Here is a 22,953-nt window from a genome sequence, read left to right on the forward strand (position 1 = left end):
AGCTCGACCCTCAGGGACGGATCGAGATGGTCAACGGCAATTTCGAGAGCGAGATGCTCTACCGTGCCGAACAATTGCTTGGACGCAATATCGAGGACATCGTCCCCGCCCACGTAAAGTCGCTGGACTTCTACCAGCGCATGAAAAGCGCGATCAGCCGTGGTGAACACCTGAACGGTGCGTTCCGTCTTCTGCGGGGCAATGGTCAGGAAGCCTGGCTGCGCTCGATCCTGCAGCCGGTGAAGAACAGCGAGGGGCGCATCAAGTACTTCACCCTGCATTCCAGCGACCTCACGCGAACCATCGAGACCTCACGCGAGCACGAAAGCCTGATCAAGGCCCTGATGCGCTCGACTGCGGTGATCGAGTTCGACCTCGACGGCATCATTCTCACTGCCAACGATCGTTTCCTGGCCACCGTCGGCTATCGCCTGGAGCAGATTCGCGGTAAGCACCACCGCATGTTCTGCGAACCGCAGGAGGTCAACTCGGCTGGCTACCAAGCGTTCTGGGAAAGGCTGCGCCGTGGCGAATATGTTGCCGAGCGCTTCAAGCGCATCGATGCCCATGGCCGGGTGATCTGGCTGGAGGCCTCGTACAACCCGATCTTCGATGCCCACGATGTGCTGTACAAGGTGGTCAAGTTCGCCACCGTGATCACCGACCAGGTCAACCAGGAGCTGGCAGTGGCCGAGGCGGCAGATGTCGCCTACAACACCTCGCTGGGTACCGATGTCAGTGCTCGCAAGGCCACCGAAGTGGTCACCCAGACTGTCACCGTGATGCGTGGACTGGAGGCTTCGATGCAAGAGGCCGCCGACGGCATCCAGGCGCTGGATACCCAGTCGCGGGTGATCGGTTCGATCATCAAGACCATCAGCGACATTGCCGGGCAGACCAACCTGCTGGCCCTTAACGCGGCCATCGAAGCTGCCCGCGCGGGCGAGCAAGGGCGGGGCTTTGCCGTCGTTGCCGACGAAGTGCGCCAACTGGCCTCCCGCACCAGCACCGCCACCGAAGAAATCGCCCGGGTGGTACAGCAGAACGAACAACTGGCGCAGGCGGCGGTGGCGATCATCGACACCAGCAAGCGCCAGGCCGAACAGGGGCTGGCGCTGGCGGATGAGACGGGCACCGTAATTGTCGAGATCCAGGACGGGGCGAAGCGGGTGGTGGATGTGGTGGGGCAGTTTTCCAGCCGGTTGGGGCAGTGAAACCCAGGCCAGGCACGCTCTGCTTTTTTTGGGGGAGCGGCCTTGTGTCGCGATAGGGCCGCAGAGCGGCTCCAGATTTCAGCGGCAATGCACAGATTGCTGGGGCCGCTTTGCGGCCCTATCGCGACACCAGGCCGCTCCCACAGGGGGCCGCGCAATTCATGTCAATCGCACGCGGTCCAGGACTCAGCTCCGCTCCCGCACCCAGAACAGCGTAGCCCCGGCCACCGCCGCCGGCATCATCAGCACGTTCACCCCTGGAATCATCAGTGCCAGGTAGGTGATGCCGCCAAAGCCCAGGCTCTGCCAGCGCTTCTGCCGCAGCCAGGCGAGCATGTCCTGCCAGCTCATCTTGTTGTTGTCCGCCGGGTAGTCGATGTACTGGATGGCCATCATCCACACGCCGAAGATCAGCCACAGCGGCGCAGCCACCACGTTGACCACCGGGATCAGCGACAGGACGAACAGGCCGATGGCGCGTGGCAGGAAGTAGCCCAGCTTGCGCATTTCGCGGCTGAAGGTGCGCGGTACCATGGCTGCCAGCTCGCCCCAGCTGAAGGCTGGGAAGGTGTCTTCGCCACGCACTACCACCTCGACCTTTTCCGCCAGAAAGCCGTTGAACGGCGCGGCAATGATATTGGCCACCAAGGTGAACGTGAAGAACACCATCAGCACCAGCAAGGCAACGAACAGCGGCCAGAGGATGTAGCTGAGGAAGCTCAGCCAGTCAGGCAGCGTGGGCATCAGGGCATCGAGCCACAGGCCGAACTGGTGGCCGGCGAAGTAGATCAGGCCACCGAACAGCAACAGGTTGACCGCCAGTGGCAGCAGCACGAACAACCGCAGGTTGGGGCTCAGCACCAGTTTCAGGCCTTCGCGCAAGTATTGGGGGCCAGAGAGGACAGGGGCTTGCATCTAGATACTCCGCAGAGAAGGAAAACGCGCTGACCTTACCGAGTTTGCCGCGCCGACGAAAGGCACGCAGTGGGCGGGAAACGGGATGTAACAAAAGCGCGCAGCGCGTGTTTATCGATGAAATCGCAGCATAGGCGATGCCTATGAGGTGGATTGTCTAAGGATATTTCCTTAATCTTTGCGACCTCGCTACAGTGCGCTCAACTTTTCGCTTTGCGGGCCTGCGCGTTTTAGCCTTCCCCAAGTGCTGCGTGGGTCCTTTTTAATTTCTTGGCTGGCGCAGCCGGTACACCGATGCCGGCCCTGCGGCCCGCTCGACAGGAGTTCGACATGTCTGAAGTACGTCATTCGCGCGTCATCATTCTCGGTTCCGGCCCAGCCGGTTACAGCGCTGCGGTGTATGCCGCCCGTGCCAACCTCAAGCCGCTGCTGATCACCGGTATGCAGGCGGGTGGCCAGCTGACCACCACCACCGAAGTCGACAACTGGCCGGGCGACCCCCACGGCCTGACCGGCCCGGCTCTGATGCAGCGTATGCAAGAGCACGCCGAGCGTTTTGAAACCGAAATCGTCTTCGACCACATCAACGCTGTCGACCTGGCCAACAAGCCGTTCACCCTGCAGGGTGACAGCGGCAAGTACACCTGTGATGCGCTGATCATTGCCACTGGCGCCAGCGCTCGCTACCTGGGCCTGCCGTCGGAAGAAACCTTCATGGGCAAGGGTGTTTCGGCCTGTGCCACCTGTGACGGTTTCTTCTACCGCAACAAGCCGGTCGCCGTGGTCGGTGGTGGTAACACTGCCGTGGAAGAGGCACTGTACCTGGCCAACATCGCCAGCAAAGTGACCCTGGTACACCGTCGTGAAACCTTCCGCGCCGAGAAGATCCTGGTCGACAAGCTGAACGCCCGTGTGGCCGAAGGCAAGATCGAGCTCAAGCTCAACGCCACCCTGGACGAAGTGCTGGGTGACAACATGGGCGTAACCGGTGCGCGCCTGAAGAACAACGACGGCAGCAGCGACGAAATCAAGGTCGACGGTGTGTTCATCGCCATTGGCCACACCCCGAACACTTCGCTGTTCGAAGGTCAGCTGACCCTGAAAGACGGCTACCTGGTAGTCAATGGCGGCCGCGAAGGCAACGCCACCGCTACCAACGTCGAGGGTGTGTTTGCCGCTGGCGACGTGGCTGACCACGTTTACCGCCAGGCCATCACTTCGGCCGGTGCGGGTTGCATGGCAGCGCTGGATGTCGAGCGCTACCTGGACGGTTTGGCCAACGCCTCGTTCTGATCTGAGAAAAAGGGGTGCAAAGCGACCCCAATAAAAAACCGGCCAAGCGCCGGTTTTTTATTGCCTGCAATCAGCTCACAGGCTCAGTCGCATCGACAGGTCCACCGCTTTCACATCCTTGGTCATGGCACCAATCGAGATGTAGTCCACCCCTGTTTCGGCGATCACCCGCAGGGTCGTTTCGTTGACCCCGCCGCTGGCTTCAAGTTTGGCTTTGCCCGCGGTAATGCGCACGGCTTCGCGCATTTCGTCCAGGTTCAGCTCGTCGAGCATGATGATGTCCGCGCCAGCGGCCAGCGCCTGGCGCAGTTCGTCCAGGCTTTCGACCTCGATTTCCACCGGCTTGCCCGGCGCAATGCGGTGCGCTGCGGCCACAGCCTCGGCTACGCCGCCGCTGGCGGCGATGTGGTTTTCCTTGATCAGGAAGGCGTCGTACAGGCCTATGCGGTGGTTGTCGCACCCACCGCAGGTCACTGCGTATTTTTGCGCCAGGCGCAGGCCCGGCAGGGTTTTGCGGGTGTCCAGCAGGCGCACCTGGGTGCCGGCTACCAGGTCGGCGAGAAAGCGCGCACGGGTGGCGACCCCTGACAGCAGCTGCAGGAAGTTCAGTGCGCTGCGCTCACCACTGAGCAGCGAACGGGCCGGGCCTTCCAGGTGGAACAACGGCTGATTGGCAGTGGCCTGCTCACCGTCGGCCACCTGCCAGTGCACTGCAACGCGCGGGTCGAGCTGGCGGAATACGGCATCGACCCAGGCGGTACCGGCGACCACGCAGTTTTCACGGGTGATGATGGTCGCCTTGGCCAGGCGCTCGGCCGGGATCAGTTGCGCGGTGATATCGCCACTGCCGATGTCCTCCAACAGCGCGCGGCGCACGTTGGCTTCAATTTCAGCGGTCAGGTCGGCAAGGCGTAGGTTCGGCATGGTCGGCTCCACAAGCTAGGTGCCCGCGATTATAGGGCAGGGGGCCGATGTGTACAGCAGCCTTGGCGCTGACCTTTGGTCGGGCGTCGTGAGTAATCGGAGCAGATCAGGGTCATTAGCCAGCCAGCGAAACGGCGCTGGTAGCTATGCGATTTTTTACCGATAATGGCGACTAGTATTTGGCGTCATAGCTTTGACGATTTTTCAGCCCTTTCGGGCAAGACACCCTGCAAGGAGTCCAGGATGCAAAAAGAAGGCAAGGTGGTGCCCTTGGCGGCAACCATCGACCGAGGGGGGCGTACGCCTCATCCTTGCCTTCCGGTCTTGTTGCTGCAGGTGCGCGACAAGGCCGCGTTGCAGTTGCGTCAGGGCCTGCAGGACTTGTTCGACAATGCCGATGACACGCTCTTCGAAATGGCCGACAAGGCCTTCGACCGCGGTGACCAGAACCTGTACTTCGAAGCCATGCGTGACCTGCGCCTGAAGCGCAAGAGCATCGAGCGTGGTTTTTTGGATACGTTCCATGATGCTTTCCTCCGAGCCGGCCAAGTCGACTTGCTGGCAAACCTGGCCCAGCCGGGCAAGCCGCGCAGCAAGGCTCAAATGGAACGGGCCGCCGCCATCGAGGGCATGGTGGCGCGGGTGCTGTCACGCGATGGCGTTGCCCTGCAGCAACTGGGTCTGCGCCTGCAGGCATTGCTCGACCGCCCCCTGTACGAGCAGCACAACCCATTGGGGCCAGCCGCGCTGTGTCGTTACTTCCTCGACGCCGGGCGTAATCTGGGCGTTGGCCTGCGGGTCAAGCTGGTGCTGCTGAAGCTGTTCGAGCGTTATGTACTGCGCGATGTCGATGTGATCTATGGCGAAACCAACCAGTTGCTGGCCGCTGCCGGCGTACTGCCCGAGCTGCAACCGGCGCCGCGCCGGCGTGCCGAAGACCGGCGCATGCGTGCGCAGCCCAGGCCGGCGAACCTTGGCCAGGAGGAGGGGGCGGACGCCGCAGGGCAGGCGTTGTTTGCCTCGTTGCAGGCACTGCTGGCGCCGGTGCGCGGGCAGTTCGCTCCGCGCTTGCAAGCGGTGGCTGCCGCCCAGCCGATCAGTACCGCCGACCTGCTCCGGCTACTGTCGCATTTGCAGCGCTATGTGCCCGCCACGTACGAGGCCGATGACTTCGAGCTTGGCCAGCAGCTTGAGCAACTGCTGTTGCGGGTCAGCGTGCGCAGCGGTACGCGTCGGCGCCTTCACGTGGCTGACGAAGACATGATCAACCTGGTTGGCCTGCTGTTCGCGTTCATCCACAACGATGACAACCTGCCGACCAGCCTGCGGGCGCTGATTGCGCGCCTTCATATTCCCCTGCTCAAGGTGGCATTACTGGACAAGGGGCTGTTCAGCCGGAGTAGCCACCCGGCGCGCCGTTTGCTCAACGAAATCGCCGGCGCCGCGATTGGCTGGGAGTGCGGCAGCGAGTGCCAGCGTGACAGCTTGCACATGCGGGTAGAGCGTATCGTCCAGCGCTTGCTCAATGATTTTGCCGACGATGCCAGCCTGTTCGCCGAGCTGCTCGACGACTTCCTGGCATTCAATCAGGACGAACGGCGACGTAACGAGTTGCTGGAGCAACGCACTCGCGACGCCGAAGAAGGCCGTGCCCGGGCAATGCAGGCCAGGCAGCAGGTGCAGCACGTGCTCAACCAGCGCCTGCGCGGCCGGGTATTGCCGCAGGTGGTGGTGCAAATGCTGGTGCAGGCCTGGAGCCAGGTACTGCTGTTGGCTTGGCTGAAACAGGGCGAGGCCTCACAGGCCTGGCGCGACGCAGTGCAGACGATGGACATGCTGCTGGCCAGCATCACGCCGCCACATGAGCCGCAAGCCTTGCTGCAGCAGGTGCCAGGCCTGCTCAAGGCGCTGCGCGATGGCCTGGCCAGCGTAGCCCTGGACGCGGTGGCGACCCGCGAGTTCTTCCTGCAACTGGAACAGTTGCACCTGCGCGCCTGCGCAGGTAAAGAGGCGCTGCCGAGCGGGGAGGGCCAATCCTTGGGCGATGTGCGGGTGGCCCAAGAGATTGTGCTGACGATTGCCGAAGAACCCGCCTGCGTGCCCCTGCACGCTGCCGAGGGGCAGGCTGCAGCGCTGCGCCAGGCGCAACGCCTGCGCATCGGCACCTGGGTCGAGGTTCTCGACGAGGATGAACCACTGCGCTGCAAGCTGGTCGCTCGCATCGACAGCAGTGACAGGCTGGTGTTCGCCAACCGCACCGGCATGAAAGTGCGCGAGTGGAGCAGTGCCAGCCTGGCCCAGGCACTGCAACGGCACGAAGTGCGCGTGCTGGATGATCGCCTGTTGTTCGAACGGGCGCTGGAGGCGGTACTTGAAAGCTTGCGGCAAGGGCAGGCGCAATAGGCCGACGCATTACAATCATTCACATGCACACGGCGTTGGCCGCAGGGCATACTGTGGGCATGTTCACGGCGTTTTTCAGGATCTGCCCATGCAATTGGACTATGCCACTGGCTGGTTCCACGGAATCGGAATCACCCACTGCCCCTCGCCGAACTTCAATGCGCGCCCCGAAGGCGAATCGATTTCCCTGCTGGTGATCCACAACATCAGCCTGCCCCCGGCCTGTTTCGGCACGGGCAAGGTGCAGCAATTCTTCCAGAACCGCCTGGCCCCTGATGAACACCCGTATTTTGCCAGCATCACCCACCTGACCGTGTCGGCGCACCTGTTCGTCGAGCGTGACGGCGCGGTGACTCAGTTCGTGTCGTTGCATGACCGTGCCTGGCATGCGGGTGTGTCGAGCTTTGACGGGCGCGAAGGCTGTAACGACTTTTCCATCGGCATAGAACTGGAAGGCACCGACGACCTGCCCTATACCGATGCCCAGTATGCGGTGCTGGAACAACTCACCCGGCACATCCGCAGTGCCTGGCCAGCCATCGACCTGAACCGCATTCAGGGCCACAGCGACATTGCCCCGCAGCGCAAGACCGACCCTGGCCCGGCCTTCGACTGGTCGCGCTACCGCCAGGCGCTGCAGCACAACGAGGACAAGGCATGAGTTTTCTGGTGTTGTTGCTGGCGCTGTGGGTCGAGAAGTTTTCGGCCCTGCGCCATCAGGTGCAGCGTGACGGGTTCTTTATTGGCGAACTGGTGCGTCTGGAACGCAACGGCAAGGTGCACCCATGGTGGACGTTGGCCATCCTGGTGTTGGCGCCGGTAGCGCTGCTGGTGTTGCTGCTGCATGTGCTGGAGCCGGTGGCCTATGGTCTGCTGGCGTTGCCGGTGCACCTGCTGGTGCTGATCTACAGCCTGGGCCGCGGCGATGCCAAGGCATCGCTTGGGGCGTTTCGTGATGCCTGGCGGCGGGGGGACGATCAGGCGGCGCTGCACGCGGCCGAGCGCGACCTGGGCCTGGTGGCCGATGAACCGCACAGCTTGCTGGTGCGGGTGCAGGGTAACTTGCTGTGGCAGGTGTACCAGGGCTTTTTTGCGGTGATCTTCTGGTATTTCGTACTGGGCCCTGGCGCTGCGCTGGCTTATCGATTGTTGGCGCTGTGTAGTGAGCACAGCAAGCAGCCGGCTTTGAAGGCGCGTGCCGAGCAGTTGCGGCACATCATGGACTGGTTGCCGGTGCGGGCGCTGGCGTTGAGCTTTGCCCTGGTGGGCAACTTCCTCGCGGTGACACGGGTGATGCTGCACGAGGTGCTCAACTGGCACATCAGCGCCGGGCACCTGGTGGCTCGGGTGGGGCGGATTGCCGATGACATTCCCGAGGAAGAGGACAGCCAGCGTGGGTTGGGGCGGCTGGACAGCCTGTGGGAATTGCTGTTGCGCTGTGCAGTGCTGTGGTATGCCGGGTTTGCGCTGTGGACCGTGCTGGTCTGATTCCGCGCCACTCGCATCCCGCGGTAATCCCGTTCACCCGAGTTTCACCAGCCAAACAACGTGCAAGCATTGCGGGTGCTGGCCTGTGCCAGCACCTCGACATCCAGCCCCATTACGTGCGCCAGCGCCGCTGCAATTTCCGGCAGGTGCTCCGGGCTGTTGCGTACCCCTGGGTACATCGCCGGTGCCATGTCCGGTGAGTCAGTCTCCAGCACCACACTGTCCAGTGGCAGCCGCGCCAAGGTCTTGCGCAGCCGCAGCGCCTGCGGCCAGGTACCCGCACCGCCCAACCCCAGCAGGAAGCCCAGCTTGATGTACTCGCGGGCCTCTTCGTAGCTGCCGGCAAACGCATGAATCACCCCCGCCCGCGCTGGCTTGTAGCGCTTGAGTGTGGCAATCACCTGGGCATGGCTGCGGCGCACGTGCAGCAGGGCTGGTAGTTCGAAGTCGCAAGCCATCTGCAGTTGCGCTTCGAACAGCGCCTGCTGGCGGGTCCTGTCAAGGTCTGCGAGGTAATAGTCCAGGCCGAACTCACCTACGGCACATAGCCGCGGGTTGTCGCGCAGGCGCTCCAGCCACTCGCGCAGTTGCACCAGGTGCTCAGGGCGATGCTGGTCGAGGTAGACCGGGTGCAGGCCAAGCGCGGCGAACAGGCGCGGCTCGGCGCAGGCCAGTTCCCACACCCGCTGGAAATTCGCCTGGTACACCCCCAGCACCACCATTCGCTCCAGCCCACGCGCCGCCGCGTTGGCCAGCAGGCGCGGGCGGTCGGCGTCGAAGTCGGGGAAGTCCAGGTGGGTGTGGGTGTCGATCAGGCGCATGTTCAGGCCGCTGAGATGCGTTGCTTGAAGGTGCGGCCAACGGCGTGCACGCCGGGTTCATAGCGTTTTTCCTCGATGGCGGCCAGTGCCAGTTCAAGCGCGGTGGCGGCAATCTGGCCATGCTGCTGGGCCATGGCATTGACCGGCAGCGGCAGGAAGTCGAGCAACTGGTTGTCGCCAAAGGTACCCAGCTGCAGTTGGCGCGAGTCGACCGGGCGCGCCTGGAGGGTGTCGAACACGCCCTGCAACAGCACGTACGAAGTGGTCACCAGAGCATCCGGCAGGCCACCCAGGTCGTCGATCAGTTGCTGCATCAGGCGTTGGCCGCACTCACGGCTGAAGGCTTCGCCCTGATAGCGGCGCACTTCGCCGGTGTAGCCTTGCAGGGCTTCGTCGAATCCGCCGGCACGCGCCTGGCTAACCGACAGCTCGGGGCGTGCGCCTATCAGGGCGATACTGCGTGGGGCCGAGCTGAGCAGGCTGGCGGCCAGCTGGCGGCTGGCATCGCGGTCGTCGCTGATCACCGAGCAGAAGTGTGCGGGGTCCAGGCGGCGGTCGATGGCAATCACCGGCAGGCCTTTGTCCTGCAGCTCGCGGTAGCTGTCATCTTCTGGCGGCAGGCAGCTGGCAACGAACAGCGCGTCGCATCGGCGCGCACGGAACAGTTGCTGCAGTTGGCGCTCGCTGTCTGGCTGGTCATCGCTGCTGGCAATCAGCAGCTGGTAGCCGCGGGCGCGTGCGCCTTGCTCCAGTTGCTTGGCAATGCGGGCGTAGCTGGGGTTCTCCAGATCCGGGAGAATGAAGCCCAGGGTGCGGGTATGCCGGCTGCGCAGCCCAGCAGCCTGCGGGTTGGGGGTGAAGCCGTGGGCTTCGACCACCGCGCGTACCCGCTCGACAGTACTGTTACTGATGCGCTGCTGTTCAGCCTTGCCATTGATGACGTAGCTGGCAGTGGTCACGGACACACCGGCCAGACGGGCGATATCGCTGAGTTTCACCGAATTTTCCTTGTTATTTCCGGGGCTGCCTGTAAGGCCAGACCGGGTAGTTTGACCCGGTACAGGCATCACGCGCAGACGACCATTGTCGCAATTGTCCGACAGGATGGGGCTTTTTACTGGGCAGATTATCGAGTAACGTGGCCGTCTGGTCAGATTAAACGTTTCAGCTGCCGAATTTTCTGCCTCGGCTGCCACCCGCGCAAGGCTGCTGAACTGGCCCTTTATGTGAATTTCACAACAATACTCCAGTACCCGCACGGGAACTGCAAAAGGAGAAGGTCATGCTCGAGCTCGCCAATGAGCAGATAGCCATGGGCCAGAAGGCCGCCGACAAGGACGAGGCGTTGCGCCTTCTGGCCGATCGGCTGGTTGCGGACGGTCTGGTCGCCGAGGGTTACCTGCAAGGGCTGCAGGCCCGGGAGGCACAAGGCTCCACGTTCCTTGGCCAGGGCATCGCCATTCCCCATGGTACGCCGCAAACACGTGACCTGGTGTATGCCACCGGCGTACGCCTGCTGCAGTTCCCCGAGGGGGTAGACTGGGGTGACGGGCAAATGGTCTACCTGGCCATTGGTATTGCCGCCCGCTCCGACGAACACCTGCGCCTGCTGCAGCTGTTGACCCGGGCGCTGGGCGAGACCGACCTGGCCGAAGCCTTGCGCCGTGCCAGCTCTGCCGAAGCGCTGCTCAAGCTGCTGCAGGGCGCGCCCCAAGCGCTGGCGCTGGATGCGCAGCTGGTCGGCCTGAACGTGCCGGCAGAAGACTTCGACGAACTGGCCTGGCGCGGTGCCCGCCTGCTGCAACGTGCCGACTGTGTCGACAGTGGCTTTGCCGCCGTGCTGCAGCAGGCCGAGCCGCTGCCGCTGGGTGAGGGCCTGTGGTGGCTGCACAGCGAGCGCCAGGTTCGTCAGCCAGGCCTCGCCTTCATCACCCCGCAGCAGCCGCTGCGTTACCGCGACCAGCCGCTCAACGGTCTGTTCTGCCTGGCCAGCCTTGGCGCCGCTCACGAGGCCCTGCTCGAGCGGCTGTGCGAAGTGCTGATCGAAGGCCGTGGGCAGATGCTCTACCAAGCCACCAGCAGCCGTGCGGTGCTGGAAGTGCTGGGCGGCGAAGTGCCGGCGGACTGGCCTAGCGCACGTATCGTGCTGGCCAATCCACATGGCTTGCATGCGCGACCGGCCAAGGTGCTTGCACAACTGGCCAAGGGCTTTGAAGGGGAAATCCGTGTGCGCCTGGTCGATAGCGCGCAGCCAGCCGTATCGGTGAAGAGCCTGAGCAAGCTGCTCAGCCTCGGCGCCCGCCGTGGTCAGGCACTGGAACTGGTCGCCGAACCGAGCATCGCTGCCGATGCCTTGCCGGTGCTGCTGGCTGCTATCGAACAAGGCTTGGGTGAAGAGGTGGAACCGCTACCGCAGAGCGTCGCGCCCATTGCCGATGACGTCCCCGAAGTACTGCAAGCGCCAGCGGCCGGCAGCCGTATCCAGGGTGTGGGCGCCGCCCCCGGCATCGCCAGCGGCCCGGCGCATGTCTGTGTCGAGCGTGAGTTCGACTATCCCTTGCGGGGTGAATCTTGCGCCCTGGAGCGGCAGAAACTGCGCGAAGCCTTGGCTACCGTCAATGGCGAACTGCAGGCTTTGGTCCTGCGCAGCGACAAGGCCATTGGCGAAATTTTCGTCACCCACCAGGAAATGCTTGCCGACCCGGCCCTGACCGACGATGCCGAACAGCGCCTGGCCCAGGGCGAAAGCGCTGCGGCCGCCTGGATGGCCGTGATCGAAGCTGCGGCCCGTCAGCAAGAGGCGTTGCACGATGCGCTGCTCGCCGAGCGCGCCGCCGACCTGCGCGATATTGGCCGCCGCGTGCTGGCGCAGTTGTGTGGTGTGCAGGCGCAGGTTGAACCCGAGCAACCCTATGTGCTGGTGATGACCGAAGTCGGTCCATCCGATGTCGCCCGCCTGGACCCCAACCGGGTTGCCGGCATTGTCACCGCCCAGGGCGGCGCCACGGCCCACAGTGCCATCGTCGCCCGGGCGTTGGGCATACCAGCAGTGGTCGGCGCGGGTGCATCGATACTGCTGTTGGAGAGTGGTACGCCGCTGCTGCTCGATGGCCAGCGTGGTGTGGTCAGCGTCGCACCGCCAGCGGATGAGCTGCAGCGGGCGCTGGCCGAGCGTGACCTGCGCGAGCAACGCCTGCAGGCCGCCTGGGCCAACCGCTTCGAGCCGGCCATCACCCGTGATGGGCATGCCGTCGAGGTGTTTGCCAACATCGGCGATAGCAACGGCATCGCCAAGGTGGTGGAGCAGGGCGCCGAAGGTGTCGGCCTGCTGCGTACCGAACTGATTTTCATGGCCCACCCTCAAGCGCCGGATGTGGCTACCCAGGAAGCCGAGTACCGCCGCGTGCTCGATGGCCTCGATGGGCGCCCGCTGGTGGTGCGTACCCTGGATGTTGGCGGCGACAAACCGTTGCCTTACTGGCCGATCGCTGCCGAGGAAAATCCCTTCCTCGGCGTGCGCGGCGTGCGTTTGACCCTGCAGCGCCCGCAAGTGATGGAAGACCAGTTGCGCGCGTTGCTGCGGGCCGCCGACCAGCGCCCGTTGCGTATCATGTTCCCCATGGTTGGTCAGGTGCACGAATGGCGTGAGGCTCGGGCCATGGTGGAGCGCCTGCGTGCAGAAATCCCGGTAGCCGACCTGCAATTGGGCATTATGGTCGAGGTGCCTTCAGCGGCCCTGCTGGCAGCGCAATTGGCGCGCGAAGTGGACTTCTTCAGCATCGGCACCAACGACCTGACTCAATACACCTTGGCCATTGACCGTGGCCACCCCAGCCTCTCGGCACAGGCCGACGGCCTGCACCCGGCGGTATTGAGCCTGATCGACATGACCGTGCGCGCCGCCCATGCCCACGGCAAGTGGGTGGGCGTGTGTGGCGAGCTGGCAGCCGACCCGCAGGCGGTGGCCGTGCTGCTGGGGCTGGACGTGGACGAACTCAGCGTCTCCGCGCGCAGCATCGCCGAAGTCAAGGCACTGGTTCGCCAGGCCGATCATCAGACAGCCCGCGCCCTGGCGCGCGAGGCCCTGCAACAGGACAGCGCCGCAGCAGTTCGCGCGCTGGTGGAGCGTTACTGAATGGCCAAGATCCTCACTCTTACCCTCAACCCTGCGCTGGATATCACCATCGGCCTGGACACTCTGCGCCCAGGGCAGGTCAACCGTAGCCAGGCGCAGCACAGTCACGCCGCAGGCAAGGGGCTGAACGTTGCCCAGGTACTGGCCGACCTGGGGCACAGCGTAACCGTGGGCGGTTTCCTGGGGGGCGACAATCTGCAGCCCTTCGAGGCGCTGATCGACGGCCGCGGTTTTATCGACTGCTTTGTCCGTGTGCCGGGCGAAACCCGCAGCAATATCAAGCTGGTCGAGGCCGATGGCCGCGTGACCGACATCAACGGGCAGGGCCCGGAGGTCGACGAGGCGGCACGCAGTGCCTTGCTGCACAGGCTGGAACAGATTGCCCCCGGTCACGATGCCGTGGTGGTGGCCGGTAGCCTGCCGCGCGGAATCAGTGCCGACTGGTTCCGCCAGTTGCTCGAACGGTTGAAGGCCCAAGGCCTCAAGGTAGTCCTGGACAGCAGTGGTGAAGCCCTGCGTGTTGGCTTGCAAAGCGCGCCCTGGTTGGTCAAGCCCAATACCGAAGAACTGGGCGAAGTGCTGGGCCTGGCTGTGGATAACCTGACGCAACAGCGCGCCGCCGCCAAGCGCCTGCTGGACAGTGGCGTTGAACACGTGGTGGTGTCTGCGGGCGAGCAGGGCGTCAGTTGGTTCAGCCGCGATCTGGCCCTGCAGGCCCGCCCACCCAAGGTGCGGGTTGCCAGCACGGTGGGGGCGGGGGATTCGCTGGTGGCCGGCATGGTCCACGGCCTGCTGCTGGCCGAGGCGCCTGCGCAGACGTTGACCCGGGCCACTGCCATCGCCGCCCAGGCCGTTACCCAGGTTGGCTTCGGCATCCATGACCGCGAGCACCTTGCGCAGTTGGAAGCGGCCGTGCAACTGACAGAACAACAAGAGGGTTGCCGATGAACATTGCCATAGTCACCGCCTGCCCCAATGGCCAGGTATCGAGTGTACTGAGTGCACGCTTGCTGTCCGCCGCCGCCCAGCGTCGCGGCTGGAGCACCAGCGTCGAAGTGCAGAATACTGAACACCCCGAGCGGCAACTGAGCGCCGCACAGATCGCCGAGGCTGACTGGGTGCTTGTGGTCAGCACCGGGCCGGTGGACCTGGCCCGCTTCGTCGGCAAGCGCCTGTACCAAAGCACGCCGTCCCAGGCGCTGGTTGATCGCGAAGGCTTTCTCGACGAAGCGGCGGCCAACGCCGAGCTGCTGACCGCAGTGACAGATGGCCCGGCCGCCGCTGGCAGTGCTGGTACCCGCATCGTTGCCGTGACTGCTTGTCCGACCGGCGTAGCCCATACCTTCATGGCCGCAGAAGCCTTGCAGCAAGCCGCACAGCAACTGGGCTACCAGTTGACCGTCGAGACCCAGGGCTCGGTCGGTGCGCGCAATCCCTTGTCCGCTGAGGCCATCGCTGCGGCGGACGTGGTGCTGCTGGCCGCCGACATTGAAGTACCCACTGCACGTTTCGCCGGCAAACGTATTTACCGTTGTGGTACCGGCATTGCCCTCAAGCAGGCCAGCGCTACCCTGGACAAAGCCCTGGCGCAAGCCACGGTGGAAAACGCTGCCGACGCCCCAGCGGCGACCACGCCGACCAAGGGCGAGAAAACCGGTGTGTACAAGCACTTGCTGACCGGCGTGTCGTTCATGCTGCCGATGGTGGTGGCCGGCGGCTTGCTGATTGCGTTGTCGTTCGTGTTCGGTATCGAGGCCTACAAAGAGGCGGGCACCTTGCCGGCGGCGTTGATGCAGATTGGCGGTGAGGCTGCCTTCAAGCTGATGGTTCCGCTACTGGCAGGCTATATCGCCTGGTCCATCGCCGACCGCCCCGGGCTGGCCCCGGGCATGATCGGCGGCCTGTTGGCCAGCACCTTGGGGGCCGGCTTCATCGGTGGCATCGTCGCCGGTTTCCTCGCCGGTTACAGCGCCAAGGCCATTGCCCGATGGGCGCGCTTGCCCAGCAGCCTGGAGGCGCTCAAGCCGATCCTTATCATTCCATTGCTGGCCAGTCTGTTCACCGGGCTGGTGATGATCTACGTGGTTGGCCAGCCGGTAGCGGCGATGCTCGAAGGCCTGACGCACTTCCTCGACAGCATGGGCACCACCAATGCCATCCTGCTGGGGCTGTTGCTGGGCGGCATGATGTGCGTCGACCTTGGCGGGCCGATCAACAAGGCCGCCTATGCGTTCTCGGTGGGGCTGCTGGCCTCGTCGAGCTACGCGCCAATGGCGGCGACCATGGCCGCCGGCATGGTGCCGCCGATTGGTTTGGGTATTGCCACTTTCCTGGCCCGGCGCAAGTTCGCCCAGAGCGAGCGCGAGGCGGGCAAGGCGGCGCTGGCGCTGGGGCTGTGCTTCATCTCCGAGGGGGCGATTCCGTTTGCCGCCAAGGACCCGTTACGGGTGATCCCGGCCAGTATCGCCGGTGGTGCGTTGACCGGGGCATTGTCGATGTATTTTGGCTGCAAGCTGATGGCGCCGCATGGCGGCTTGTTCGTGTTGTTGATCCCCAACGCGATCAACCATGCGTTGCTTTATCTGCTGGCGATTGTGGCGGGTAGCCTGGTGACAGCGGTGGTGTATGCGGTTATCAAGAAGAGCGAGCGTGTGGAGTTGGCCGTGGCGCCTGCTAAAAGTGTATGAGCAGACCTCGTTCTGTGTGTGCGGCCTTGTGTCGCGAAAGGGCCGCAAAGCGGCCCCGGCAATCTAAGTTGCGAAGCTGGAAATCTGGGGCTGCTCCGCAGCCCTTTCGCGACACAAGGCCCCCTACAGAGCCCACGTTGGCCTTTCAACGGCGATGCTTCTGCCGCAACGGCACCAGTAGATCACCCAGCCCGTTGTGATCGATCTCATGCATCAACGCCAGCAACCCGCCCAGTTCCCCTGCCGGGAAGCCCTTGCGCGCAAACCACGCCAGGTAGTCACCGGGCAGGTCGGCAATGATCCTTCCCTGGTACTTGCCGAACGGCATGCTGCGGGTCACCAGTAGTTCGAGGGTTTCCGGCTTCATCTTCGCGCACCTGGCTGTGGAAAGGTGCCGACCATACTGCAATCTGCACGAAGCCCCAAGCGGCAATCATGCAGAACGCCGTTGACAGCCGATGCCATCATTTTTGTAACTTATTGAATATTAAGGAATTTATATTTTTTGAAAGCGTGGCACGAACACTGCAATTCCCTAGTGGACTATCACCTGCCAAGGAGTTCGACCATGAGCAACCCCAACAAAGACGTGATCGATGTACTCAACGACCTGATCGAGTACAGCAAGGATGGCGAGAAAGGTTTCAAGGCCTCGGCCGATGATGTGAAGAACCCTGAACTGAAAGCGTTCTTCGTCCAGCGTGCGGGCGAGTGCGCCAACGCTGCCAGTGAGCTGCAGAGCGAAGTGCGCCGCCTGGGCGGCGATCCGGAAACTTCTACCAGCATCAGTGGCGACCTGCACCGCGGCTGGGTCAACCTCAAGTCGTTGGTCACCGGCAAGGACGAAGAAGCTGTGCTGAATGAGGTGGAGCGTGGCGAGGACCACGCCCTCAAGGCCTACAAGGAAGCCCGCGAGAAGCTGGTGAAACTGGGCCGCACTGCCAGCGACATGACCTACAGCCTGGTGGAAAAGCAGCTGCAAGGCGTGCAGCGCAACCATGACCAGGTCAAGGCCCTGCGCAACGCCGCTCGCGCCCGCTCCTAATCGAGCGGGCCCTCTACCCGATTGCGGCCATTGGCCTTGGCGCGGTAGAGCGCTTCGTCCGCAGCACCCAGCAGCCTGCCAAGGTCCTGCTGGGTGCCGGACAGACCTATACCGATGCTCACGGTCACGGCGTGGGCATCATCCGCAAACGGCGCCAGCGCCTCGACGCTGGCGCGGATGCGTTCAGCCAGTAGCTGGGCCCCAGCCAGATCGGTTTCCGGCAACACTACCTGAAACTCCTCCCCACCATAGCGCGCAGCCAGGTCCGCAGGGCGACGAATGCATGCCTCGATGGCCTTGGCCACCTCGCGCAAGGCATGGTCGCCACCGGCATGGCCATGGCGCTGGTTGAATGCCTTGAAGTGGTCCACGTCCACCATCAGTATCGCCAGCGGCTTACGGCTACGTTGGGCGCGGGCCCATTCCTGGCGCAGCACATGGTCCAGCCTGCGGCGGTTAGCCAGGCCAGTCAGGCTATCGGTGGAAGCGAGCATGGCCAGGTTTTCTTCGGCGTCGTGGCGGCGGCGCAGTTCGCGGCCCAGCAGCAAAGTCAGCCAGAGAATGCCCACGCACAGACCGCCGGTGGCGACGCTGACCAGAATGGCGGTGCGGCGCCAGGACTCGAACACCTCGTCGGCCGAGTGCGCCACCAGCACGATCAGTGGCAACTGCGCGACCCGGGCGAAGGTGAACATGCGCAGCTTGCCGCTGCTGTGGGAGCGGGCGGTGAAGCTACCGCTCTGTTCACTGAGGATGCGTTTGAAATTGGGCCGTTCGGTGTAGTAGGTGCCAATCAGCGGGTCCTGCCCGCGGTAGGGCTGGCGGACGAGCAACTGCCCATCGGTATTGAACAGGTTGATGCTGCTGTCGTGGCCAATGTCCAGGCGCTGGAACAACTCATTGAAGTACGACAGGCGCAGCGCACCCGCTGCCAACCCGGCGAACTCGCCATTGGGGCCGGAGATACGCCGGCTGAAACTGATACACCAGTCCAGGTCGCCAAGCTTGGCCTTGAAAGGGGGGCCCACCAGCAAGCCGAGGTTGGCATTGTGCTGGTGGGCCTTGAACACCCCGGTGTCGCCGAAGTTGGCCTTGCGCGGCACGCTGCTGGTGGAGTCGCCAACGATATTGCCTTGCTTGTCCAGCCACAGCACGTCCCCGCGCTTGCGGTCGACGAAGGCTTCATTGAACAGCAGGCGCTGGCGTATCGGGCCGGGGACTTCCGGCAGTTCCTTGCGGCCGACGGCCCAGATCAAGCCTTGCAGGGATTGGTCGTAGAGTTCGACGTTGCGCAGAATGTCGCTTTCGATCAGCTGCACAATGTTGTTCGACGAGCGCACCGCCGACTGCTCGACACTTTCGCGCTCGCGGGCAAGCAGGTAGCTGACGATGGCCACGATGGCGAGCACGGCAAGGCAACTGCCCAGGTTGAGGATCAGCTCGGGGTGCGACCTGTAGACTGCGAAACGCGGGGATTGGGTGGGCATGCTCGCTACTGCGTGGGCAGGGCCATTCGCGGCGGCGATATTCTAGGGAAGCGGGCATTGTCGGACAAGATTTGTCCGACGGAAGCACGGTGTACCGTACTTTTCGATTTGCCGTCGCCTGTAGGAGCGGGTTTACCCGCGAATGGGCCGGGCCTGCTGGCCAATCTCCAGCAGGCGTTCACCGTTGCCGCCACCACGGTATTCGCGGGTAAACCCGCTCCTACACACTGATCTGCGGTGGACACACACCGGGGATTGGACACGGCCGTTGTAGGAGCGGGTTTACCCGCGAACATCGGCGCAGCCGGTGCCCAACACCGCGGTGCCTTCTTCGCGGTTGAACCCGCTCCCACAGGGTTATTTGCGATGCTTGCAGCGCAAGATCAGAACACGTTCAGTGGGTAATCGACGATTACCCGCAGTTCATCGTTGTCGCTGTTGCTGTCGATCGACGCATAACCCTGGCTGCCGCGGTGGGTGGCATAGCGTACCAGCACCGACAAGTCCTTGAGGTCACCTTCCTGGAACACGTATTTCACGTCCAGGTCGCGCTCCCAGTGCATGGCGTTCTTGCCATCTTCACGGTAGTAGTCGTAGTGAGTGGTGTCCTGAGTGGCCTTGGTCAGGTCAGCCTCGCCGCGCGAGTACGACAGCGAGGTGGTCAAACCAGGCACGCCGACACCGGCGAAGTCATAGCCGTACTGCAGTTTCCACGAACGCTCGTTCGGCGCGTTGAAGTCCGAGTACATGCGCGAGTTGTCCAGGTACACGCTGTCGCCCAGGTTGATGTAGTCGAACGGCGTGTTGCCGTTCACTCGCTGGTAGGCGGCGGTGACGCTGTGGAAGCCTGCATTGACGGTGAAGTGCACGCTGTAGGTGTTGTTGTCGATCTTGCCTAGCAGGGCCTGGCCGGTGTCCTGGGTGTGATAGAAGTGCACGCCCGGGTTCAGGCTGACCAGGTCATTGACCACATAGGTGTAGTCGAAGTCCGCGTAATACTGGTTCCAGATGTCCTTCAGCTCGGCGGCGTACAGGTTGGCGGTGATGTGCTCGGTACCGCTCCACGACGCGCCGGCCCAGTTCAGGTGCTTGCTCTTGTCGTGCTCGTCCAGTGACCCGTAGTAGGTGTCGATGCGGCGGTGGCCGCTCTGGTTGTACGGGTGGGTGAAGCTGACCTGGCCGCCTTCGAGCAACAGGCCCTCAATGCTGGTGTTGGTCAGGCTTACACCGCGGAAAGTTTGCGGCAGCATGCGCGTTTCACCGCCGGCGATCACCGGGTTGGTGAGGAACAGGTCACCGGCTTTCAGTTCGGTGTCGAAGGCTTTCAGCTTGACCGCAGCACCGGCAGTGGAGAACGAATGCGGGGCAGCGCCCAGTTCGCCGTCGTCCTTGATGTGTTCGGGCAGGATGCTGGTGCCGGCATGGCCGCCACCGCCGTCGAGTTTCAGGCCCAGCATGGCATGAGCATCCAGGCCAAAGCCGACCACACCTGGGGTGTAGCCCGACTCGAAACGCGCTACCGCGCCCTGGCCCCACTCGCGGGTGTCGCGCACGCCGACGTTGTGGTTGTCGCGGTTGAAGTAGGCATTACGAAAATGCAGGTTGAAGGACGAACCTTCGATGAAGCCATCAGCCTTGTCTTCATCTGCCTGGGCGGCGAAAGGGATCGTTGCAGTCAACGCAATGAAAAGCGGGGTAAAACGAAACGCGGAAGGCACCGGTACTAGCTCCTTGGATCTGACGGTGGGGCAGTTTTTATATTTGAATGTGCGTCTTTTTTATAGGTACACGTTACAGCCGGGCTGAGCGTTAAAGCACATAAAAAAAGCCGCTGATCGGCAGCGGCTTTAAAAGGCTAACATATCGGCACCGGGGGTGCCCATGGCGTAGCCAAGGGAAAACGGGAGTAGCGACAGTGCGTGATCAGCTGTCGGCACTGGTATCGACGCTGACTTTGGAAGCTGTCTGTTTCGCGTCTTTTACGGTATCGGCCTTGTTTGCGGCTACAGCGTCACGGGCTTCTTGATGGACAGCCGCGATCTCTGCATTACGGGCAACGAATGCCGGGGATTCTTCGGCCATGGCCAGGGGCGACAACAACAGGGAAGACAGGACGAAGACGCTGGCAATACCCATACTGTTGGACATTTGAAACTACCTTCTTGCGGTGCAAGTGCTAATGAGGACAGGGGTAAAGTTAGTCCTTTCAGTGCACTCGAAACAGAGCGAAGTGCGATAAGCACTGTTGCGCAAAAGGTAACGATCCTAGGGGGAAACAACGGGGCTTTCGGCGAAAGCCCCGTGCTAGGGCGCCTGCACAGGGCGCCGCCTTGGCCGGCTAGAAGCCGATAAAGGCGTAATAAACCGGGGTTTCATGGGTTGTGCGCAAACCCAATGCCTGCAAGCTTGCCGTCAGCGCTTCATCCTGCACATGCAAGGTCCACTGCGCCCCTTCATTCCCCTGTACCTGCGCCAGCGCCGCAGCAAACGCCCCCATATCCGGCAAGTAGGCGGTAAAACCGTTACCCTTGAGCGCACTGGTCGTCATGCCCAATGCCTGGCACACCGCCACCTTGGCGGCAATGTCATCGCGGTCGGCCTGGCGCGAAGCCTGTACCAGCGCCTGCAGTTCCACATCGACCAGTTGCGTGCCGAGAATCAGCTCCGGCCCCTGTTGCCAGGCCTCCGGCGGGCAGTCCTTGCTGTCTGGCCGCAGGGGAATATGCGGGTTGATTTCTACCGGATAGATGCGACAGACCAGTGGGCGCTGCTCATAGATGGTGCAGAGGTCGTTGGCGTCGAGGTTACGGCAACGTCCGGGGTTGAATGCAGCAAAGGTCACCGAGACGCGTGCCTCGCCCTTGCCGCAATGCACTGGATGGGAGCGTCGCAGCACATGGTCACGCTGCTCCAGCGGCATGCCGGGGCCGTCCACGACGAAGGCCTCGATCAGTACCACCACCTGGCCGGCATCGTCCGCCCAGCGACGCGCTTCGGCCAGCGTCAGGGGCACATGGTGGCCGGTGCAGCATTTGCCGCAGCCGGTACAGCCGAAACGTAAGCGGTCGGTCACTTGGCTTCCGGGCTCCATTCACTGACGAACGCACGCTGGTGCTGGCGATCGTACAGGCACAGCTCGGTGCCGGTGCGCTGCTGCATGTGTTTCTGTGGGTAGACGCCTTCGATCAGCAGGGCACTCATGCCGGCCTGGTCATCGAACTCGGCGGGCTTGCCGCGGGCATGGGCGTCCTTGAACTGGCTGGCGGTCAGGCAAGCCTTGAGCATCTGCTGGCGCTGCTCGTTCCAGGCCTGGCTACTGGAGGCCTGGGCAATACCGCTGAAGAGGGCGCAGCTGATCAAGATAGAGCTGAGAAGCTTCATACGCGATTCCGGCAATTTTCTTGCGAGGGGCGCGAATTATGCCCGAGTCACCCCCGGCGGCAAGCCGGGGAGTTTGTCGCTGAATATATCAGTGCTCGGCGAACACCACGGTACGCGCAGCCACCACCAGACAATCGGTCAGCTCTGGCGAGGAGAACTTGGTAAGGATGGCATTGGCCCCGGCCTGGGTCGCCTTTTCACTGCTCATGGCACTGTCCAGCGAGGTGTGCAGCAGCACGTACAGGTGCTGGAAGTCAGGGGTTTCACGCAGCGTGCGGGTGAAGGCGTAGCCGTCCATTTCGCTCATTTCGATGTCGGAGACGATGATGTTGATCTCCTGCGCGGTGCCTTGCAGCTCCAGCAGCACATTGATGGCGTCTTTGGCGCTGCGCGCGGTGTGGCATTCGATACCGAGGTTGCGCAGGGTGTGCACCGACTGCTGCAAGGCCACCTGGCTGTCGTCCACCACCAGGATGTTGGCGGCGGCCAGCAGGCTGGCATCTTCTTCGCTCAAGGTGCTGTGCACTGGCTCGGCGACGGGCGGGGCGATGGCGTGTATGACTTTTTCGATGTCCAGCACCTGCACCAGGGTGTTGTCGACGCGCGTCACACCGGTGATGAACGAGCGGGTGCCCGAGGCGTAGGGCGGCGGTTTGATGTCGGTGCTCAGGCAATGCACGATGCGGCTGACCGCCTGTACATGCAGGCCTTGGCGCGAGCGGCTGATCTCGGTAACGATCAGGCAGCCACCCTGCGGGTCGACCAGTGGCTGTTCGCCAATGGCGCGGGACAGGTCGATGACCGACAGCGAGTGGCCGCGCAGGGTTGCCACACCTTTTACGTGGGGGTGCGACTCAGGCAGCTTGGTCAGCGGCGGGCAGGGGATGATCTCGCTGACCTTGAGCAGGTTGATTGCCATCAGCTTGCCGCTGCGCAGGGTGAACAGCAGCAGGGATAGCGAATCCGCGCGGGCATTTTGCGTGGCCATGGTGACCTTCGGTGAGGAGCAGGGGATAACCGGTTATCGGCCTGTTTGGGTTGGGCTTTAGGCATTTTGCACAGAACCCAGGAGGGCTAGGGGCCCTTGTGGAAGCGGGCATGCCCACGAAGCGTGCGACGCGGTACATGGCACCGGCTTCGCCGGTGTTCGCGGGCATGTC

The 22,953-nt window shown here is 63.2% G+C and carries 19 protein-coding genes and 2 pseudogenes; 10 read left to right on the forward strand and 11 right to left on the reverse strand.

What is annotated here, in order from left to right:
- Positions 1-26 precede the first annotated feature (26 nt).
- Both V7787_RS53040 and V7787_RS53045 read left to right on the forward strand, forming a co-directional pair.
- Positions 27-620: pseudogene (locus tag V7787_RS53040) on the forward strand (PAS domain-containing protein); the annotation flags it as partial.
- A 180-nt stretch (positions 621-800) separates the two neighbouring features.
- Positions 801-1,214, forward strand: a pseudogene (locus V7787_RS53045) (methyl-accepting chemotaxis protein); the annotation flags it as partial.
- A 186-nt stretch (positions 1,215-1,400) separates the two neighbouring features.
- On the opposite strand, the gene cysZ reads toward V7787_RS53045, so the two are convergent.
- On the reverse strand, positions 1,401-2,129 hold the full coding sequence (cysZ, locus tag V7787_RS05750) for a sulfate transporter CysZ (protein ID WP_010952022.1): 729 nt from the start codon (positions 2,127-2,129) through the stop codon (positions 1,401-1,403).
- 330 nt (positions 2,130-2,459) lie between these two features.
- Here cysZ and trxB point away from each other — a divergent pair, with 330 nt between their 5' ends.
- On the forward strand, positions 2,460-3,422 hold the full coding sequence (gene trxB, locus V7787_RS05755) for a thioredoxin-disulfide reductase (RefSeq protein WP_003247318.1): 963 nt from the start codon (positions 2,460-2,462) through the stop codon (positions 3,420-3,422).
- Between the two features lie 75 nt (positions 3,423-3,497).
- On the opposite strand, the gene nadC is transcribed toward trxB, so the two are convergent.
- A complete protein-coding gene (nadC, locus tag V7787_RS05760) occupies positions 3,498-4,346 on the reverse strand; it encodes a carboxylating nicotinate-nucleotide diphosphorylase (protein WP_064492563.1) in 849 nt (282 codons plus the stop codon).
- A gap of 243 nt (positions 4,347-4,589) precedes the next feature.
- On the opposite strand from nadC, the gene V7787_RS05765 reads away from it, so the two are divergent.
- The 3 genes from V7787_RS05765 (at position 4,590) to ampE (ending at position 8,237) form a co-directional block, all read left to right on the forward strand.
- Positions 4,590-6,749 carry a DUF1631 family protein gene (locus V7787_RS05765; RefSeq protein ID WP_198748000.1) on the forward strand — a complete coding sequence of 720 codons (2,160 nt, stop codon included), beginning with the start codon at positions 4,590-4,592 and terminating at the stop codon, positions 6,747-6,749.
- A gap of 88 nt (positions 6,750-6,837) precedes the next feature.
- On the forward strand, positions 6,838-7,410 hold the full coding sequence (ampD, locus tag V7787_RS05770; protein ID WP_198748001.1) for a 1,6-anhydro-N-acetylmuramyl-L-alanine amidase AmpD: 573 nt from the start codon (positions 6,838-6,840) through the stop codon (positions 7,408-7,410).
- Positions 7,407-8,237, forward strand: a complete 831-nt coding sequence (gene ampE, locus V7787_RS05775; protein ID WP_010952026.1) for a regulatory signaling modulator protein AmpE — start codon at positions 7,407-7,409, stop codon at positions 8,235-8,237. Before ampD ends, ampE begins: the two co-directional genes overlap by 4 nt.
- 44 nt (positions 8,238-8,281) lie before the next feature.
- On the opposite strand, the gene V7787_RS05780 is transcribed toward ampE, so the two are convergent.
- Entirely contained in the window at positions 8,282-9,058 is a 777-nt protein-coding gene (locus tag V7787_RS05780; protein ID WP_198748002.1) for a TatD family hydrolase, read from the reverse strand.
- Between the two features lie 2 nt (positions 9,059-9,060).
- Complete coding sequence (gene cra, locus V7787_RS05785) at positions 9,061-10,056, reverse strand: catabolite repressor/activator (RefSeq protein WP_003247312.1); 996 nt, start codon at positions 10,054-10,056, stop codon at positions 9,061-9,063.
- 284 nt (positions 10,057-10,340) lie between these two features.
- Between cra and ptsP the strand changes: the two genes are divergently transcribed.
- From ptsP to V7787_RS05800, 3 genes are read left to right on the forward strand one after another with little or no spacing between them, the layout of a single operon-like run.
- Positions 10,341-13,193, forward strand: a complete 2,853-nt coding sequence (gene ptsP, locus V7787_RS05790; RefSeq protein ID WP_064492566.1) for a phosphoenolpyruvate--protein phosphotransferase — start codon at positions 10,341-10,343, stop codon at positions 13,191-13,193.
- On the forward strand, positions 13,194-14,141 hold the full coding sequence (pfkB, locus tag V7787_RS05795) for a 1-phosphofructokinase (protein ID WP_198748003.1): 948 nt from the start codon (positions 13,194-13,196) through the stop codon (positions 14,139-14,141). It abuts the gene before it with no gap.
- Entirely contained in the window at positions 14,138-15,880 is a 1,743-nt protein-coding gene (locus tag V7787_RS05800) for a PTS fructose-like transporter subunit IIB (RefSeq protein ID WP_336086407.1), read from the forward strand. Before pfkB ends, V7787_RS05800 begins: the two co-directional genes overlap by 4 nt.
- Positions 15,881-16,025: 145 nt before the next feature.
- Here V7787_RS05800 and V7787_RS05805 read toward each other — a convergent pair whose 3' ends face one another.
- A complete protein-coding gene (locus V7787_RS05805) occupies positions 16,026-16,247 on the reverse strand; it encodes a DUF3820 family protein (RefSeq protein WP_003247308.1) in 222 nt (73 codons plus the stop codon).
- Between the two features lie 201 nt (positions 16,248-16,448).
- Between V7787_RS05805 and V7787_RS05810 the strand changes: the two genes are divergently transcribed.
- Positions 16,449-16,925: a ferritin-like domain-containing protein gene (locus V7787_RS05810; RefSeq protein ID WP_020193732.1), complete on the forward strand. Its 477-nt coding sequence runs from the start codon at positions 16,449-16,451 to the stop codon at positions 16,923-16,925.
- On the opposite strand, the gene V7787_RS05815 is transcribed toward V7787_RS05810, so the two are convergent.
- The 6 genes from V7787_RS05815 to V7787_RS05840 form a co-directional block, all read right to left on the reverse strand.
- Positions 16,922-18,412, reverse strand: a complete 1,491-nt coding sequence (locus tag V7787_RS05815) for a sensor domain-containing diguanylate cyclase (protein ID WP_064492569.1) — start codon at positions 18,410-18,412, stop codon at positions 16,922-16,924. The two genes, V7787_RS05810 and V7787_RS05815, sit on opposite strands and share 4 nt — an antisense overlap.
- A 383-nt stretch (positions 18,413-18,795) precedes the next feature.
- Positions 18,796-20,130 carry an OprD family porin gene (locus tag V7787_RS05820; RefSeq protein ID WP_336086412.1) on the reverse strand — a complete coding sequence of 445 codons (1,335 nt, stop codon included), beginning with the start codon at positions 20,128-20,130 and terminating at the stop codon, positions 18,796-18,798.
- Positions 20,131-20,335: 205 nt separating this feature from the next.
- Positions 20,336-20,560 carry a hypothetical protein gene (locus V7787_RS05825; RefSeq protein WP_049586405.1) on the reverse strand — a complete coding sequence of 75 codons (225 nt, stop codon included), beginning with the start codon at positions 20,558-20,560 and terminating at the stop codon, positions 20,336-20,338.
- 190 nt (positions 20,561-20,750) lie between these two features.
- Positions 20,751-21,485, reverse strand: coding sequence for a YkgJ family cysteine cluster protein (locus V7787_RS05830; protein WP_336086417.1), 735 nt, complete (start codon positions 21,483-21,485; stop codon positions 20,751-20,753).
- Positions 21,482-21,793: a hypothetical protein gene (locus tag V7787_RS05835; protein ID WP_014589718.1), complete on the reverse strand. Its 312-nt coding sequence runs from the start codon at positions 21,791-21,793 to the stop codon at positions 21,482-21,484. The genes V7787_RS05830 and V7787_RS05835 overlap by 4 nt, the downstream gene beginning before the upstream one ends.
- Before the next feature lie 88 nt (positions 21,794-21,881).
- On the reverse strand, positions 21,882-22,781 hold the full coding sequence (locus tag V7787_RS05840; protein WP_104886674.1) for a chemotaxis protein: 900 nt from the start codon (positions 22,779-22,781) through the stop codon (positions 21,882-21,884).
- Positions 22,782-22,953: the final 172 nt, after the last annotated feature.

Source organism: Pseudomonas sp. CGJS7 (assembly GCF_036961695.1).